Genomic DNA, 15618 nt, shown 5'->3' with positions numbered 1-15618 from the left:
TATTATAATGATTAAAAAAATGTTACGCGTAAATTGATTAAGAACTTATCACTTTTACTCGTACCTTTCATTTTAAATACTTTAGGCAGCTATTAACTTATAACTTTAAGGACTTATAAGTATATTTGCATGCTTATTTCAAAGATATACAATGAAAATTATTATCGCAGGTGCAGGTGAAGTAGGATTTCATTTGGCAAAATTATTATCTTACGAGTCCCAAGAAATCACTTTAATTGATACAAAAAAAGATAATTTAGCCTATGCTGGAGAACATCTGGATATTAGGACTATAAAAGGTGATGCAACGTCTATTGCTGTTTTAAAGGATGCGCGTATTGATACAGCATCGCTTTATATTGCTGTTACGTCTTCAGAAACTACAAATATTACAGCTTGTGTATTAGCAAAACAATTGGGTGCAAAACGTACGATTGCACGTATTTCTAACACAGAATTTATAGATAATAAAGAAACTGTAGGATTTTCAAAATTTGGTATAGACGAGTTAATTTCTCCTGAGTCTTTAGCTGCTTCAGAAATAGAATTACTATTAAAGCAATATGGCTTTAATGATACTTATGAGTTTGAAGGAGGTGCGTTAACCATGTTAGGACTGCGTTTATCTAGAACCGCAACTTTTCTCGATAAAACAGTAAAACAAGCTGCGGAGTTATATTCTGAATTGCATTTTATTCCTATAGCGATACAGCGATTAGGAACGCAATACACAATTATTCCACGTGGTGATACGATTTTTAAAGAAGGTGACAAAGTTGTCTTTATGACTTGTAAAGGTGGTGGTGAAGAATTATTTCAATTATCAGGAAAGGTTAAAGTTGATATTAAAAATGTTATGATTCTTGGCGGAAGTCAAATTGGTTATAAAACGGCTAAAGATCTTTGTTCTAATAAATTTAATGTAAAATTAATTGAAAGTAGACGCTCTAAAGCGGAAGACTTAGCAGATGAGTTGCCTAATGCTTTGGTTATTTGTGGTGATGGTAGAAACGTAGATATATTAGATGAAGAAAATGTATCTGATATGGATGCGTTTATTGCGGTAACAGGTAACTCGGAAACAAATATTATGTCTTGCCTTTTAGCAAAATCTAAAGGAGTAAAGAAAACCATTGCTTTGGTGGAGAATATGGATTATTATCAATTATCACAATCCATAGGAATTGATACCTTAATCAATAAAAAATTATTAGCAGCAAATAATATCTTTAGATACATTAGAAAAGGTGAAGTAGTCGCAATGACTAAGTTAACAAACATGAATGCTGAGCTTTTGGAGTTTGTAGTAAAGCCAAAATCTAAAATAACCAATAAGGTCATTAAGGATTTAAAGTTTCCAAAATCGGCTATTATTGGAGGTGTTATTAGAGATGGACACGGATCAATACCGTTAGGAAGTTTTAAAATAGAAGCCGGAGATCGTGTTGTTGTTTGTTGTTTGCCGCGATCTATTTCTGAAGTAGAACGATTTTTCTCATAGATTAATACCATGTCTCGAATTAAACTTAATTATAAAATCATTTTTCACTTTTTTGGACTGCTATTGTTGTTTAATGGTGGTTTCATGCTTATTTCAACCTTAATAAGTTTTATTTATAAAGATGGTGTAACGCTTCAATTGTTTATGGCAGGTCTTGCAACTCTGCTCATAGGAGTGTTGGCTATGTACAGAACAAAAGACCATCGTAAGGAAATGAATAAGCGAGAGGGATATATTGTTGTGGCTTTTGGGTGGATAGTGATGTCGCTTTCAGGAACTCTACCATATGTTGTTACCGAGGCGATTCCTTCTTTTACAGATGCTTTTTTTGAAACCATGTCTGGTTACACTACAACTGGTGCTAGTATTTTAAATGATATTGAAGTGATACCTGAGGGTGTGCTTTTTTGGAGAAGTACAACACATTGGATTGGTGGTATGGGAATAATTGTACTAGCTATCGCGATTTTGCCTTTGCTTGGTGTTGGTGGTATGCAATTGTTTGCTGCAGAAGCTCCAGGTCCAGCTGGTGATAAACTACATCCCAGAATTACAGATACAGCAAAACGTTTATGGCTTATTTATGTAGGTTATACCGTTGCAGAAACTATTCTGTTACAACTTGCAGGTATGTCTTTCTTCGATGCAATTAACCATGCCTTAAGTACGTTGTCTACAGGAGGTTTTTCTACGAAAAATTTGAGTGTAGCGTATTGGAATGATAATCCTGCAGTGCAATACATTATCATTTTCTTTATGTTTTTAGCAGGGACTAACTTTGTGTTGAGTTATTACTTGTTTAAAGGTAAAGTTTCTAAAATTTTACATGACGAAGAGTTTAAACTCTACTTCAAATTTATCGTTATTTTTACAGTCATAGCAGCACTTTTAATTTATTTTAGAGCAGATGTTTCAAAATCGTCTATAGACCATCCCATGGTTTTAGGTGAGGCAGAAAGTGCATTAAGACATGCCATGTTCCAAGTGTTAAGTGTTATTACTACCACTGGTTTTGTTTCTGCAGATTATACACTTTGGACTCCCTTTTTAACCGTTTTCTTTTTTGGGATGATGTTTTTAGGTGGTTCAGCCGGAAGTACTTCTGGTGGTGTAAAAGTAGTACGTCAATTAATTTTAATAAAAAATAGCTTTTTTGAATTTAAACGCGCATTGCATCCTAATGCGATTTTACCTGTGAGATATAACGGGAAATCGGTATCTAAAGATATTGTATTTAATGTTCTAGGTTTCTTTATGCTTTATATGCTATCGTTTATTGTTGGTGCTTTAGTCTTTTCTATGTTTCAGATGGATTTTGCTTCTGCCATTGGACTTTCTGCATCTAGTTTAGGAAACGTTGGACCTGCTTTAGGTGATTTTGGACCTGTAAATAACTATTCTGCATTACCACCTTTAGGAAAATGGTGGGCGTCTTTTTTAATGCTTATTGGTAGATTGGAATTGTTTACAGTTCTGATATTATTGACACCTTTCTTTTGGAGGAATAGATAAATTTTTAACTTTTTTCGATTTTTTTTCAAATTTAGCTAGCCTATATTCTCATTAATAATTTCTAGGTTTTGATGATTCATTTTTATGATGCGTTGAGAAACAAACTGTAACATTTATAGGGATTGTACGTCTTACTTGTATAACCAATTAAATTATCAATCATGGAATTATCAATCAATCAAGCATTAGAATTTGTACCAGAACCCATTGTGGTTTCTCACTTTACAACCAACGGCTTATTAAATTCAAATTACAAATCTATTGTAAAAAAGAATTTTAAAAAATCATCTTCAAAATCTGTATTTGGAATTAGACAACGCATTAAGGCAGCTCAATTCCGAAGTGTAAATCACATAGCAGCTATTTTAAAATTGTCTGTATTTGCCATTGTTCTAATCGCATTATTCTAATAGCGATTAGAACGTCACACTAAATTTTTCAATTAGTACATTAACCGTTCTCTTTTGTGATTGTAATCACATAATAGATTTGATGAGGTGGTTTCAGTGTACGCTTATTTTAACCTTTTAAATCTTAGAAATTATGTCTGCAGGAGCAATGAACATCAGTGTCAGAAACAATTTAAATTTACTCTCTAAACGCGTTAGATTAAGACATAGACTTGGTGGGTATAATCCAGATGTGAAAACCGAATATAACCTCCCTAAAGCAACAACTAAGCAATTAAAGGCTATAGCTAAACGATTAAAACAAGAGCGTAAAGTTAGAATGCTAAAAGTGATATTATGTACCGCTGTTGCCTTTGTTTTACTGCTATGCGTATTTATATATTCAGTAGGTGGTATTATTTAATCTAATAGAAAAGACCTGTTAGGATTTTTAAATCTTAACAGGTCTTTTATTAAATCTTATTTTTTACTTATCTAGCTTAAGGCAGCCTTGATACGACTAACCGCTTCTATAATATTATCTTGAGATGCAGCATAAGAAATACGAATACAATCTGGATTACCAAAAGCTTCACCAGTTACTGTAGCAACTAAAGCTTCTTCAAGTAAAAACAATGAAAAATCCGAAGCATTATTAATTGTTTTACCTTTAATTGTTTTACCAAAATAAGCAGAGATATTTGGGAATACGTAAAATGCGCCTTCTGGTTCATTAGTTTTAAATCCTTCTATATCGTTTAGTAAACCAAGAATAAGTTTGCGTCGTTCTTTAAACTCATCAACCATATATTTTATACTAGATGGTTCTGCTTCTAAAGCGGTAATTACGGCACGCTGTGCTATACAATTAGCTCCACTAGTAATTTGCCCTTGCATCTTGTTACAAGCTCTAGCGATCCAATCTGGTGCTCCAATATAACCAATTCTCCAACCTGTCATAGCAAAAGCTTTTGATACTCCGTTTACAGTAATTGTTCTGTCGTACATATCATCAAATTCTGCCATACTAAAATGACCTCCTACAAAATTAATGTGCTCATAGATTTCATCTGAAACCACATAAATGTTAGGGTATTTCTGTAAAACATCTGCTAAAGCTCTTAATTCTGCTTTACTGTATACAGAGCCACTTGGGTTACAAGGAGAACTATACCAAATCATTTTTGTTTTTGGTGTAATGGCAGCTTCCAATTGTTCGGCTGTCATTTTAAAATCATTTTCTATTGAAGTTTGAACTTCCACAGGAACTCCATCACTTAATTTTACAATATCACTGTAACTTACCCAATAAGGACAAGGTAAAATAACTTCGTCTCCAGTATTTAGCATTACTGAAGCAATATTTGCTAACGACTGTTTTGCACCTGTTGATACTACTACTTGTGGCAATGTATAGCTAAGGTTATTGTCGCGTTTAAATTTATTGATAATTGCTTCTTTCAATTCTACATAACCATCTACAGGAGTATAGCTATTGTAGTTTTGATTAATAGCTTCAATTGCAGCATCCTTAATAAAATCAGGCGTATTAAAGTCTGGCTCACCTAAACTTAATCCAATTATGTCTTTTCCTTCTGCACGTAGCTCTCTGGCTTTTGCTGCCATAGCAAGTGTAGCTGATGTTGCTAGGTTATTAATTCTATCTGATAGTTGGTTCATCGTAAAATATTAATGGTTTTAAACTGAAAGTTTTATTAAGCCATAGTTGGCTTTCTACCTAATTCTTTTAATTGTTGATAATGCTCAGTAATCGCTTTCCACATAGAATTGTATTCATTATATGGTAAACTAAATTCATGTGCAGTCTCACGTACTATTTTCGCTATATTTTTGTAGTGTACATGACTTATGTTAGCGAACAAATGATGTTCTACTTGTCTATTTAAGCCTCCTGTATAAAATTCTACAATCCAACTTTTAGGTGAAAAATTAGAAGTTGTAAATAATTGGTGAATTGCCCAAGTATTTTTCATGTTTCCATTTTCGTCTGGCATTGGCATTTCCGTATTAGGCATAACATGTGCTAATTGAAAAACAACACTAAGAATCATTCCTGCAGTATAATGCATAATCAAAAAGCCTATTAATACTTGCCACCAAGCATAACCTAGAACTAAAGGTAAAACCACCCAAATAGAATAGTAAAGTATTTTCCCAATAATTAATTTTGTCCATTGTGAAGCAGGACTAGGGAAATCTCCGTAAGATAATTTTCTTTTTAGGTATTGGTACGTTTGTTTAAAATCTGTTGTGATTGCCCAATTAACCGTTAATAATCCGTAAAGTAAAAACGCATAATATTTTTGATACTTATGAATTTTTAGCCATTTAGCATGTTTAGAAAAACGAATTATTCTTCCAGCATCAATATCTTCATCATGACCTTGAATATTCGTATAAGTATGGTGCAATACATTGTGTTGTACTTTCCAATTGTAATCGTTACCAGCTAAAATGTGTATGCTGCTTCCCATGAGTTTGTTTACCCATTTTTTGCTAGAAAATGAACCATGATTAGCATCATGCATTACATTCATACCTACGCCAGCCATTCCAATACCAATAACCATCATGCAAATGACTTGCAGCCAGGCAGGTAAACTAACAGTTAATAATAATACTAATGGACCAAGTAATAATGTAAACATTATTATAGCCTTTGTATATAACGTCCAGTTGCCTGTTTTTTTTATGTTATTTTCTTTGAAGTAACTGTTAACGCGTTTGTTTAGGGTTCTAAAGAACTTCGCAGAGTCCGTTCTAGAGAAGGTTACGGTTTTTTTTGACATGTATTATATTATTTATGATATAACGTAAGGGATTGAAATTCATTATAACGGAACAAAGATAGTTAATAATTAAAAAGTAACCATTATTGACTAACGTTAAATTATACAGATTAAAATTAAGTACTTTTGTGCAAATTATTAGAAATGGAATTGATCTTAAAATATTTCCCAAACTTAACTGAAACGCAAATCCAACAACTTGAAGCCTTAGAAGGATTGTATAAGGATTGGAACAGTAAAATTAACGTGATTTCTCGCAAGGATATTGATGAGTTGTATTTAAGACATGTTTTGCATTCTTTAGGTATAGCCAAAGTGATAAACTTTGCAGAAGGTACATCTGTTTTAGATGTTGGTACAGGTGGAGGATTTCCTGGAGTGCCTTTAGCGATATTATTCCCAGAATGTCAATTTCATTTGGTAGATAGCATTAATAAAAAACTAAAAGTTATTAATGCAGTGGCAGAAAGTATAGAACTTACTAATATAAAAACTACACATAGTAGAGTAGAGGCTATCGATGAAACTTACGATTTTATTGTAAGTAGAGCTGTTACTACAATGCCGGAATTTACCACCTGGGTCAAAGGGAAGATTTCTAGAACTCAAAAGAATGAATTAAAAAATGGAGTGCTTTATTTAAAAGGAGGCGACTTAACAGAAGAGTTAAAGCAATACAAGACTGTTAAAGCTTTTTTATTGTCGGATTATTTTGAAGAACCATTTTTCGAAACGAAAAAAGTAATTCACTTACCATTGAAGTATAAATAGTTTAGATTTATATAATAAAAGGATATAAAAAAAACCGTTTGAAATTAATCAAACGGTTTTTTTATAAATAATAATCTCGTTATTTTTTCACAATCTTTTTAGTAATAGTATTACCAGACTCACTAGTAAATCTTAAGATATATGGTTGAGTAGATAAATCTGAAAGATCAATGGTATCACCTCCAGAAATAATATTTACTTGCTTAATGCTTCGTCCTAATAAATCAAAAATTTCAGCAGATAAATCTTCGTTAGAAGAAACATTTAATTCATTTTTAACACTTGTAGGATAAACTTCCAAATATTTAGAGTGTACAATTTTCAATAACGAAATAATCCTAATTATTTACAATAAATTTAGTTGTAAAAGACCTACTATTCTCTCCTAAGACATTTAAGATATAAAAGCCCGAAGTTAAATCTACATTTATAGCTGTTCTATCTGTTAATTCTCTGGTTGAATTATAAACAATTTTTCCGGTTAAATCGCTTATCATGATAGTTGCGATACTATTTAAATTAGAACGTAAAACCAATTCGTTTTCTATAGGGTTTTTCTCTAATGAAATAGTGAAAATTTCATTGTTTAAAACACTTAAAGGTGGGCTTAATATTTCACTTAGGGCAAACAAAACATTTGCCTCAGTAAGTTGTACATGTGGCTCATTGTTATCTGGTAAGTACGTATTAACAAATGGAGATGTTGAAAGGTTAATTGAAGCATGCCAATCAATTTCATCATTAGCAAATTCTAAAGCCAAAGCACTTACAGAAGGAATATAGCTAAACTTGTCAATTTGTAGGCCTGCTAAAAAATCAGTAGCGATATCTCCTCCTCCTGAAATACCACTTGTTAAAACAGAGAGATCAAACAAACCACCAGGAGCAGCATCTACTCCGTCAAAATTTGTGGTACTAGAAATTGCTATGGATTCTACATTAGGAAGGATTGGTGGTGCAAGTGGTGCGAAAAAACGGCTTACTTGACCTGAGGTTCCTGCAGCTGGTGTCATGTTAATGTCAATTTCAACATTAATTAGAATGTTTCCAAAAGGTCCAGGTATTGTTACAGGAATAGCCGTATCCACAATAGTAAAACCATTAGTAACCACTGTGCCACTATTTCCAATTGCAAAATAGGAGCTTCCTATTCCACTACCATTAATTATAGCAACATTTCGTGTATTTTGTGGAAATCCACCTGTAACTAAACCATTTATATTAGTTTCAAATTGTGTTCTAAAAGGATGTGGTTCGGCTAGTGTGAGGTTAGAATCAAAATCAACAAGACTTCCACTGTCTAAATGAGATTCAAAATGATCTACTAATAATTGTCTTGATGCAGGAGATTGTAATAGTGTTGTAATTATAGGTTGAATTTCTACTACAGGATTAAAATCATTATAAGCTAAATAGTTTAATTGATGTTGAAAACCAATAGGAACATTAGCTCCAAGATGAGGTGCATCAAAAGAAATATAAAGTCTAGTATCTGCATCTTGGGAATTAGCTTCCATATAATTTAGAGCGTAACGTGCTACTAAACCACCCATACTTGGACCAATAATTACATTTTGATCAGGGCTATTTAAAGCTTTATCTGTATTAATAATATCAATTAATTCTACTAAAAGCATCGCGTTTCGTTCTATGAAATCTGTGCCTCCATCAATAGTAACTCCATCTGCAATTCTTGTATAGATAGGGAAGTTTAATATGATGACATCAAAGCCTTGTCCACGCAATTGATCTGCTAAGTTTTCTGTGCCAGATGTGCTATCAAAATCTAATAGGCCATAGATGCCATTGATGTCTCTGGTGTCACCTGTATCAAAGCCATCAACAACAATGATAGGTTTATCTAAAATATTATCTGGACTTAAGAAAACCTCATACTCACCCTCTCCCGCGTAAGTTATAGTTTCTCCATAAGCCGATAAATCAAGGGGTTCGGTAGATGTTATAGACTCAATTTGAGCCAACAAAAGTGTTGGTAAAATTAAGGTGACAAAAAAGTAATATTTTTTCATAAGATCAAAATTTGAATTATTATGTTGAAAAGATACAACGATTGATTTATAAAACTCTGATTGTGAATGTAATTTATAATGAAAATAAAAAAAAATCCTTAAAAGCAAAAAGCTTCTAAGGATTTAATTATTAAGTCTTATTGTAAATATTTAGCCTAAAAAAGGATATCTGTAATCTGTAGGTGTTACAAAAGTTTCTTTTATTAATCTAGGAGATACCCAACGTAATAAGTTTTGAGGACTTCCGGCTTTATCATTTGTTCCAGAGGCTCTAGCTCCACCAAAAGGTTGTTGTCCAACAACAGCTCCAGTTGGTTTGTCATTAACATAGAAATTTCCAGCAGCATTCTGAAGGGCTTTGGTAGCTTCTTCAACAGCATATCTATCTCTAGAGATAATAGCACCTGTTAACGCATATTCGCTAGTCTCATCTACTAGTTTCAATGTTTCTGTATATGCATCGTCTTCATACACAAATATTGTAATTACAGGGCCAAATAACTCTGTAGACATTGTTGTGTATTTTGGGTTGGTAGTTAAGATTACCGTAGGTTCTATAAAATACCCTTTAGATTTATCATAATTACCACCAGCAATAATTTCAGCATCGCTATCAGCTTTGGCGTCATCTATATATTTCGCTAATTTATCAAAAGAACCTTCGTGGATTACGGCGGTGATAAAGTTACTCATATCTTCAGGCGATCCCATTTTAAAAGATTCCATATCTTCAATTAGATATTTTTTTACATCAGCCCAAATTCCTTTAGGAACATATGCTCTAGAAGCAGCACTACATTTCTGACCTTGAAATTCAAAAGCACCACGAGCAATAGCAGTTGCTACTTGTTTCGCGTCTGCTGTTTTATGTGCAACTATAAAATCTTTTCCTCCTGTTTCACCAACAATTCTTGGGTATGTTTTATAGTTATGGATGTTATTTCCTATTTGTTTCCATAATTCTTTGAAGACATGTGTAGAGCCAGTGAAGTGTAAACCAGAAAAATCTGGACTTGCCAAAACAGTATTTGTAATCATTACAGGATCTCCAAAAACAACGTTAATTACACCATCTGGCACACCTGCTTCTTTAAAAATATCCATGATTACTTTTGCAGAATAGACTTGGCTATCACTAGGTTTCCAAACCACAACATTACCCATTAAAGCCATACAAGCAGGTAAATTACCCGCAATTGCTGTAAAGTTAAAAGGAGTTACTGCGTACGTAAAACCTTCAAGAGGTCTGTATTCTACGCGGTTCCATGCTGCACTTGTACTTTCTGGTTGTTCCATGTAAATGTCAGACATAAACTGAACATTGAAACGTAAAAAGTCAATCAGTTCACAAGCGGCATCAATTTCAGCTTGATATATATTTTTAGATTGTGCTATCATTGTAGCAGCGTTAATTTTTGCTCTGTAAGGACCAGCAATTAATTCTGCAGCTTTTAAGAAAATACCAGCACGTTGTTCCCATGGAGTTTGTGACCATTCTTTTCTAGCTTCCAAAGCTGTAGAAATAGCAGCGTCAATATGTTTTTGTTCTGCAATATGATATTCACCTACAATATGTTGGTGATCGTGCGGAGGCGACATGGTTCGGGTGTTTCCAGTTTTAACGTCTTCACCATTTATATATAAAGGGACTTCAACCTTAGAATTAAACATTGATTTATAAGCTTCTGAAACAGCTTTGCGTTCTGGAGAACCAGGTGCATAAGACATCACAGGTTCGTTCACTGCTACTGGTACATTAAAGAATCCTTTTCCCATAATATGTTTGTTTTTTATGTTTGAAATTTGAAAGTGCAAAGGTACGATTTTTATAAGATATTATTTCTTTCAAGCGTTATAGTTGTGTGAAGATTAGAAGCATAATTTTTGTAAGTTGCTCATTTTAATTCCGACTTTTTTTCTATGTATAAAAACACTGCTTTTATTTTAACACTTGCTTATCCAGATACTGTAGTAAGAATTTCGGACGAAAAATTAGTACCTTATTTAAGATATATAAATGTTGGGTGCGAAAATTATGTACGTGCTGGGCATGCAGCTTTGGTTCTCATTGATAAGGAAAAAGGAAGTTTGGAGTATTTTGATTTTGGGAGATATACGTGTCCACAAGGTTATGGTCGTGTTAGAGGAGAGCTAACAGATAATGAATTAGATTTTCCGTTAAAAGCAGAAGTAAAAGACAATGAACTCATTAATTTAAATGAAATTTTATCTTTTCTTGCGACCAATCCAAAACTAACTCATGGAGAAGGGAAACTTGTAGCTTCAGTTTGTAAATCTGTAAATTATAAAGACGCCAAGGCTTATATTATGAAATTACAAAATAGCAATGATGTTAGGTATGGAGCTTTTTTAAAAAAAGGAAGTAATTGTGCACGTTTTGTAACGGATACTTTAATTGCATCAATTAGCGATAAGAAGAAAAAAAAGCAATTAATTAAATCTAAATTATTTACACCAAGTACTGTGAGTAATGTAATGCTTGCAAATACAGAATTTGCGGCATTTGAAGTTTCAGAGTTGGGCACAATTACAGAATTCACCTCTACATCTAAAAAAGAAAGCAGACGTTGCTTTTTAGATAATTTAAATGGTTATCAGCCTAATTTAGTAGGTAATATAAGACCTAAAGCTGTAACAGGACTTTCTAATAATGCTCAATGGTTAGGAGGAATTGGTGCAGGTGTATGGTTTGAAATTTATGATTTAAGTCATGTGAATGAATTTCGTTTAAGACGGATTTCTCCTTACGGTAATGTTGATTGTGATGGAGTTTTTAAAATTGATTCTGATGGTTTTGATATCAATGTTGAATATCAATTTGTGCATTATTCCAATTGCTTATATATTCATGTAGAACAAGATTCTAAACGTTATCGTTTCGATTTTGTGGAAAATTTTAAGATGGAATTAGAAGAGAAGCATCACGAATTATAATTTATGTATTTAGGAGATCCGAAATTGTCTTGATTATATTGATCTGTGATATCTAGTACTTATAGAATTTGAGAGTCCTATGAAGCGACTAAGAGTTCAACTACTAGAAAAAAAAGATAACAATTTAGTTTAAGGCAAAAGGTGCACTCAATTTAAAAGAAGGAATGTAAACTTTAAATGTGTTTGTTTTTGTGAGATTTACCATATTATAATGCCCTTGCATAGCGCCAAAAGGCGATGTTAAAAGACAGCCAGAATTGTATGTGTGCGATTCTCCAGGTTTTAAAACTGGTTTTTTCCCGATAACGCCTTCGCCTTCAATGATCTCTTCATTGTTTAGGGCGTCTAAAATTTTCCAATGTCTAGAATTTAATTGAACAGAATCCTTGCTTTGATTTTCAATAGTTACTTTATATCCAAAGGCAAAGTGCACTTTATAATTTTTATAAAATGTGCCTTCAAAATTAGTTTCTACAGAAATTTTTATTCCGCTTGTAACTTGTTGTACCATGAGAATTAAGAATTATTTTACTAAAATAGCAATTTTTTTGAATGAATCCTTATAATTTTTGTTATGTGGTTGAAACTTTTAGCGAATGAGTCAAAACAAATGTTTCTAACGTTTCAAAAAAGTTTAAAATATCATTTTTGTCTAATAAGCTGTTGATTGTCACCATTCTGATAAATTCATTATTATTGAAAGTGCCAAAACCAACCATAAGTTCTGAGTTCTCATATAGCGCTGTACATAATTCATTTGCAGAAATACCTTTATAATTAAAGCATACAGAAATAGAGTTGTCAAAGCTATAAAGTGTGTAATCTTTATGTTTGTTAATATAGTCTCTAGCTATTTGAGCCATTTCAAATTGTTTATCTACAATTTTTTCAAGTCCATTTGTTCCAACAGATTTCCATAGGGTCCATAGTTTTAAGGCGTCATTTCGTCTTCCGCATTGTAACGATGTTTTACCTAAGTTAAAGTCATCACCATCTGTTTGATACAAATAATCGGCTTCGTTAGAAAATGAATGGTGTAATTGATCTTTGTGTTGTGTTACTATTATTGAGCAACTTAAAGGGGTACCTAGCATTTTGTGAGCATTAACACTGAAAGAATCAGATAATTCTAACCCATGTATTAAATGTTTGTATGTTTTGCTGAAAATGACTCCGCCACAATAGGCACCATCTACATGTAGCCATAAATTATGTGTTTTACAGACTTTACTAATCGCTTTAATATCATCAAAGGCACCAAGAACAGTTGTTCCTGCAGTTGCATTTACAAAAAAGGGCTGTAAACCATTAGAAATGTCTTGGAGGATGAGTTCTTCTAAATGTTTGGAAAGCATTTCTCCTTTAGAATTGGTGTTTACTAAGCGTACTTGATTTTTGCCTATGCCAGTTAATGCTGCATTTTTAGCTATTGAATAGTGTGATGCTTCAGAAGTGTAAAGTGTCATTGGTTTTGATAAACCTTCTGCTCTTATGGTTTCATTTTTAAAATCCCTTGCCATGATTAGCGCCATCATATTACTCATAGATCCGCCTGGTGCTAATGTGCCATCGCTATCTTTTGAGTAACCAGCCAATTCGCAAATGTTTTTAAGAACTTGCTTCTCAATACCAACTTGTGGACCCGCAACTTTATAAGTGTACATGCTGTTGTTTAGCATTACAGCAAGCAAGTCACCTAAAGTAGCTTTGCCAATTCTTCCGCCAAATAATTGATTAAAGAATGATTTTGATGCTGTTTTAGGTGTGCTTTTAATGACTTTTTTTAAGGTGTCTTTAAAAACATCGTCCATTACACCGTTTTGGTTTAATGATAAATCTATTTGATTATATAATTCTGAAGTAGGAATTGGTTTTGCAACAGGTTGATTTGTTTCTTCTTTAAAAAGTTCGTCACATAGTTCAGAAAAAAGGGCAATGTCATTATGCATGTTAAAAGTTGTTTAATGAGTTAAAGATAGATGCGGCTTTAGTCTTAATGATTTAAAGTTACTTACAATTTAATTCGTAATGTCAACAGAAGAAGCTTCTCCAAAACCAATGAGGCGATCATAACGAGAGCCAAGATCTCTATAGTAAACCAAAACTTTATAATTGTTCTCTGTTTGCCAGAAATTGCCGCTGATCACTCCTTCGTCTAATTGACCAGTTTGTTTATCCACTGCAATATGTTTATAGTTGTAAAAACCTTGTTTTAATAGCATTATTGATTCGTAACGTTTACTCTCTGTATTATAAATCATTTGAGTTAGTGGTTCAATCGTATACGCATTGAAATTACCGTAAATATGAATGTTTTTGTTTTTTAATTCATCATGTAATAATGAAAAATGAACCATTACATAGTCGGCTTCTATATCTGGGTTGGTTCGATCTATAACTGTGACTAAAAAATTACCGTTAATATCCGGATTGTAGGTGTATGGTCTATCTTTTCTAGATATGTTAGTGTACAGGTAATTGTGATATAATTCTTCTAAGTCTATATATTGTACACCAACGTTTGCCGCTCTAACATCCTTATTTTCAAAAAACAAATATTCGTTTCCTCCCCAAAATGCTGATTTTGTATCATAACGGTAAATAAGTTCATTGCCTAAAACGTATTGTGGTTTTAAGTCTGAAATAGCCGTGTTGAGGTTGTTATTCTGGATGACTAATGTTTTGATCGTTTCTAAAGGGTTATTTAGATTAGTACCATCGGTTGAAATAATGATATCTACAGATTGTTTTTCTGCAATAACTTTAACATCTCTAGAGCGTTTGACACTAACACCAACATTGGTTAATTCTTCATAGATCATGAATTTTCTGCTAAACATGAGTTCGTCGTAATCATCGTAAATAGAAATCATATAATTCCCACTTTTTAATAAGGCGCGTGTTTGAGTATTAGGTATGGTTAAGTTATAATGCGAGTAAATTTGATAAGTATTGAAAGAGTTTTCATAACTTAAGATTCTCTGATTATCTAAGCCTTTTAAGTATTCGGGTTTTGATAAGCTTGAGGTGGTCCAATCGAAATTAAAATGCTCAATAACATAATAGAAATCTTCCTCATTCCCAGTTAAAGCATCAAACTCTAATTGTAACGTTTCTCCAAGTTTTAAAACAGGTAATTGTCCTTGGGTGGTGTTACTCTTAAAAGTAATTGTTTTTATAAAATCGGGAGGGTTTAGCTCTTCGGCTTGAGCGAAAATAAAAAAAGGAAATCCAATAATGAATATAATAAAGTGAATCTTAGAGGGCATATGTGCTCGTTTTGAGATGTAAATATAAACAAATTTAATCCCAAAAATACAGAAGAAATGCAAATGGGATTAATAGTTTAATTGCATTAAAATCAGTTGTGTGTATCTTCTACAACTATAAAAATACACAAAAACGGATATATCTGCTTTTTGCCGAATATTTTGTAATTGGTAGATTTTTGGATAAAAATAATCAATTATAACAGTTGGTTCTTGTTATTAAAAAAGTATTGAAAGCTACATTATTGCTGCTTTTTAACCTTGAAAAGTGCTTTACGTCATAACAAAATGCATTTTATCGAGTATTTTTTACGTAAGAACTGTTTTTTTTCGTATCGTTGCACTTAATTAAGAACTTTGTCATCCCTCTAAGAACATATT

At 32.6% G+C, this 15618-nt stretch carries 14 protein-coding genes; 6 read left to right on the top strand and 8 right to left on the bottom strand.

Going from position 1 to position 15618, the window contains the following annotated elements; genetic code table 11:
- The first annotated feature begins 151 nt into the window (after positions 1–151).
- The 4 genes from trkA to HM981_RS02055 all read left to right on the top strand — a co-directional run bounded on the left by trkA (position 152) and on the right by HM981_RS02055 (position 3826).
- Positions 152–1501 (top strand): Trk system potassium transporter TrkA, encoded by a 1350-nt coding sequence (gene trkA, locus HM981_RS02070; RefSeq protein WP_179336926.1) that lies wholly within the window; start codon positions 152–154, stop codon positions 1499–1501.
- 9 nt (positions 1502–1510) lie between these two features.
- Positions 1511–3013, top strand: coding sequence for a TrkH family potassium uptake protein (locus HM981_RS02065; RefSeq protein WP_179336925.1), 1503 nt, complete (start codon positions 1511–1513; stop codon positions 3011–3013).
- Between the two features lie 161 nt (positions 3014–3174).
- Positions 3175–3423, top strand: a complete 249-nt coding sequence (locus HM981_RS02060; protein WP_179336924.1) for a hypothetical protein — start codon at positions 3175–3177, stop codon at positions 3421–3423.
- A 133-nt stretch (positions 3424–3556) separates the two neighbouring features.
- On the top strand, positions 3557–3826 hold the full coding sequence (locus HM981_RS02055; RefSeq protein WP_179336923.1) for a hypothetical protein: 270 nt from the start codon (positions 3557–3559) through the stop codon (positions 3824–3826).
- A gap of 71 nt (positions 3827–3897) precedes the next feature.
- Here the strand turns inward: HM981_RS02055 and HM981_RS02050 are convergent, their stop codons facing one another.
- Both HM981_RS02050 and HM981_RS02045 read right to left on the bottom strand, forming a co-directional pair.
- The gene (locus tag HM981_RS02050) at positions 3898–5082 is read right to left on the bottom strand and encodes a pyridoxal phosphate-dependent aminotransferase (RefSeq protein WP_179336922.1); all 1185 of its coding nucleotides are present in this window, start codon (positions 5080–5082) and stop codon (positions 3898–3900) included.
- Positions 5083–5117: 35 nt separating this feature from the next.
- On the bottom strand, positions 5118–6212 hold the full coding sequence (locus HM981_RS02045; protein WP_179336921.1) for a fatty acid desaturase family protein: 1095 nt from the start codon (positions 6210–6212) through the stop codon (positions 5118–5120).
- A 144-nt stretch (positions 6213–6356) separates the two neighbouring features.
- Here HM981_RS02045 and rsmG point away from each other — a divergent pair, with 144 nt between their 5' ends.
- Positions 6357–6983, top strand: a complete 627-nt coding sequence (rsmG, locus tag HM981_RS02040; protein ID WP_179337658.1) for a 16S rRNA (guanine(527)-N(7))-methyltransferase RsmG — start codon at positions 6357–6359, stop codon at positions 6981–6983.
- A gap of 79 nt (positions 6984–7062) precedes the next feature.
- Here the strand turns inward: rsmG and HM981_RS02035 are convergent, their stop codons facing one another.
- From HM981_RS02035 to pruA, 3 genes are all read right to left on the bottom strand, one after another.
- Positions 7063–7308: a T9SS type A sorting domain-containing protein gene (locus HM981_RS02035; protein WP_179336920.1), complete on the bottom strand. Its 246-nt coding sequence runs from the start codon at positions 7306–7308 to the stop codon at positions 7063–7065.
- A 13-nt stretch (positions 7309–7321) separates the two neighbouring features.
- Complete coding sequence (locus HM981_RS02030; protein ID WP_179336919.1) at positions 7322–9013, bottom strand: T9SS type A sorting domain-containing protein; 1692 nt, start codon at positions 9011–9013, stop codon at positions 7322–7324.
- Between the two features lie 150 nt (positions 9014–9163).
- Positions 9164–10789, bottom strand: a complete 1626-nt coding sequence (gene pruA, locus HM981_RS02025) for an L-glutamate gamma-semialdehyde dehydrogenase (RefSeq protein WP_179336918.1) — start codon at positions 10787–10789, stop codon at positions 9164–9166.
- Between the two features lie 144 nt (positions 10790–10933).
- On the opposite strand from pruA, the gene HM981_RS02020 reads away from it, so the two are divergent.
- Positions 10934–11968: a DUF6695 family protein gene (locus HM981_RS02020; protein WP_179336917.1), complete on the top strand. Its 1035-nt coding sequence runs from the start codon at positions 10934–10936 to the stop codon at positions 11966–11968.
- 124 nt (positions 11969–12092) lie between these two features.
- Here the strand turns inward: HM981_RS02020 and apaG are convergent, their stop codons facing one another.
- The 3 genes from apaG to HM981_RS02005 all read right to left on the bottom strand — a co-directional run bounded on the left by apaG (position 12093) and on the right by HM981_RS02005 (position 15237).
- Positions 12093–12479, bottom strand: coding sequence for a Co2+/Mg2+ efflux protein ApaG (gene apaG / locus HM981_RS02015; protein ID WP_179336916.1), 387 nt, complete (start codon positions 12477–12479; stop codon positions 12093–12095).
- Positions 12480–12540: 61 nt separating this feature from the next.
- Positions 12541–13917 carry a pyridoxal phosphate-dependent decarboxylase family protein gene (locus HM981_RS02010; protein ID WP_179336915.1) on the bottom strand — a complete coding sequence of 459 codons (1377 nt, stop codon included), beginning with the start codon at positions 13915–13917 and terminating at the stop codon, positions 12541–12543.
- A 69-nt stretch (positions 13918–13986) separates the two neighbouring features.
- Positions 13987–15237 carry a type IX secretion system plug protein gene (locus HM981_RS02005; protein ID WP_179336914.1) on the bottom strand — a complete coding sequence of 417 codons (1251 nt, stop codon included), beginning with the start codon at positions 15235–15237 and terminating at the stop codon, positions 13987–13989.
- Between the last annotated feature and the right edge of the window lie 381 nt (positions 15238–15618).

The organism is Winogradskyella ludwigii, assembly GCF_013403985.1.
GTDB classification, from domain to species: Bacteria; Bacteroidota; Bacteroidia; order Flavobacteriales; family Flavobacteriaceae; genus Winogradskyella; species Winogradskyella ludwigii.
This window is presented reverse-complemented; position numbering and strand designations above follow the sequence as displayed.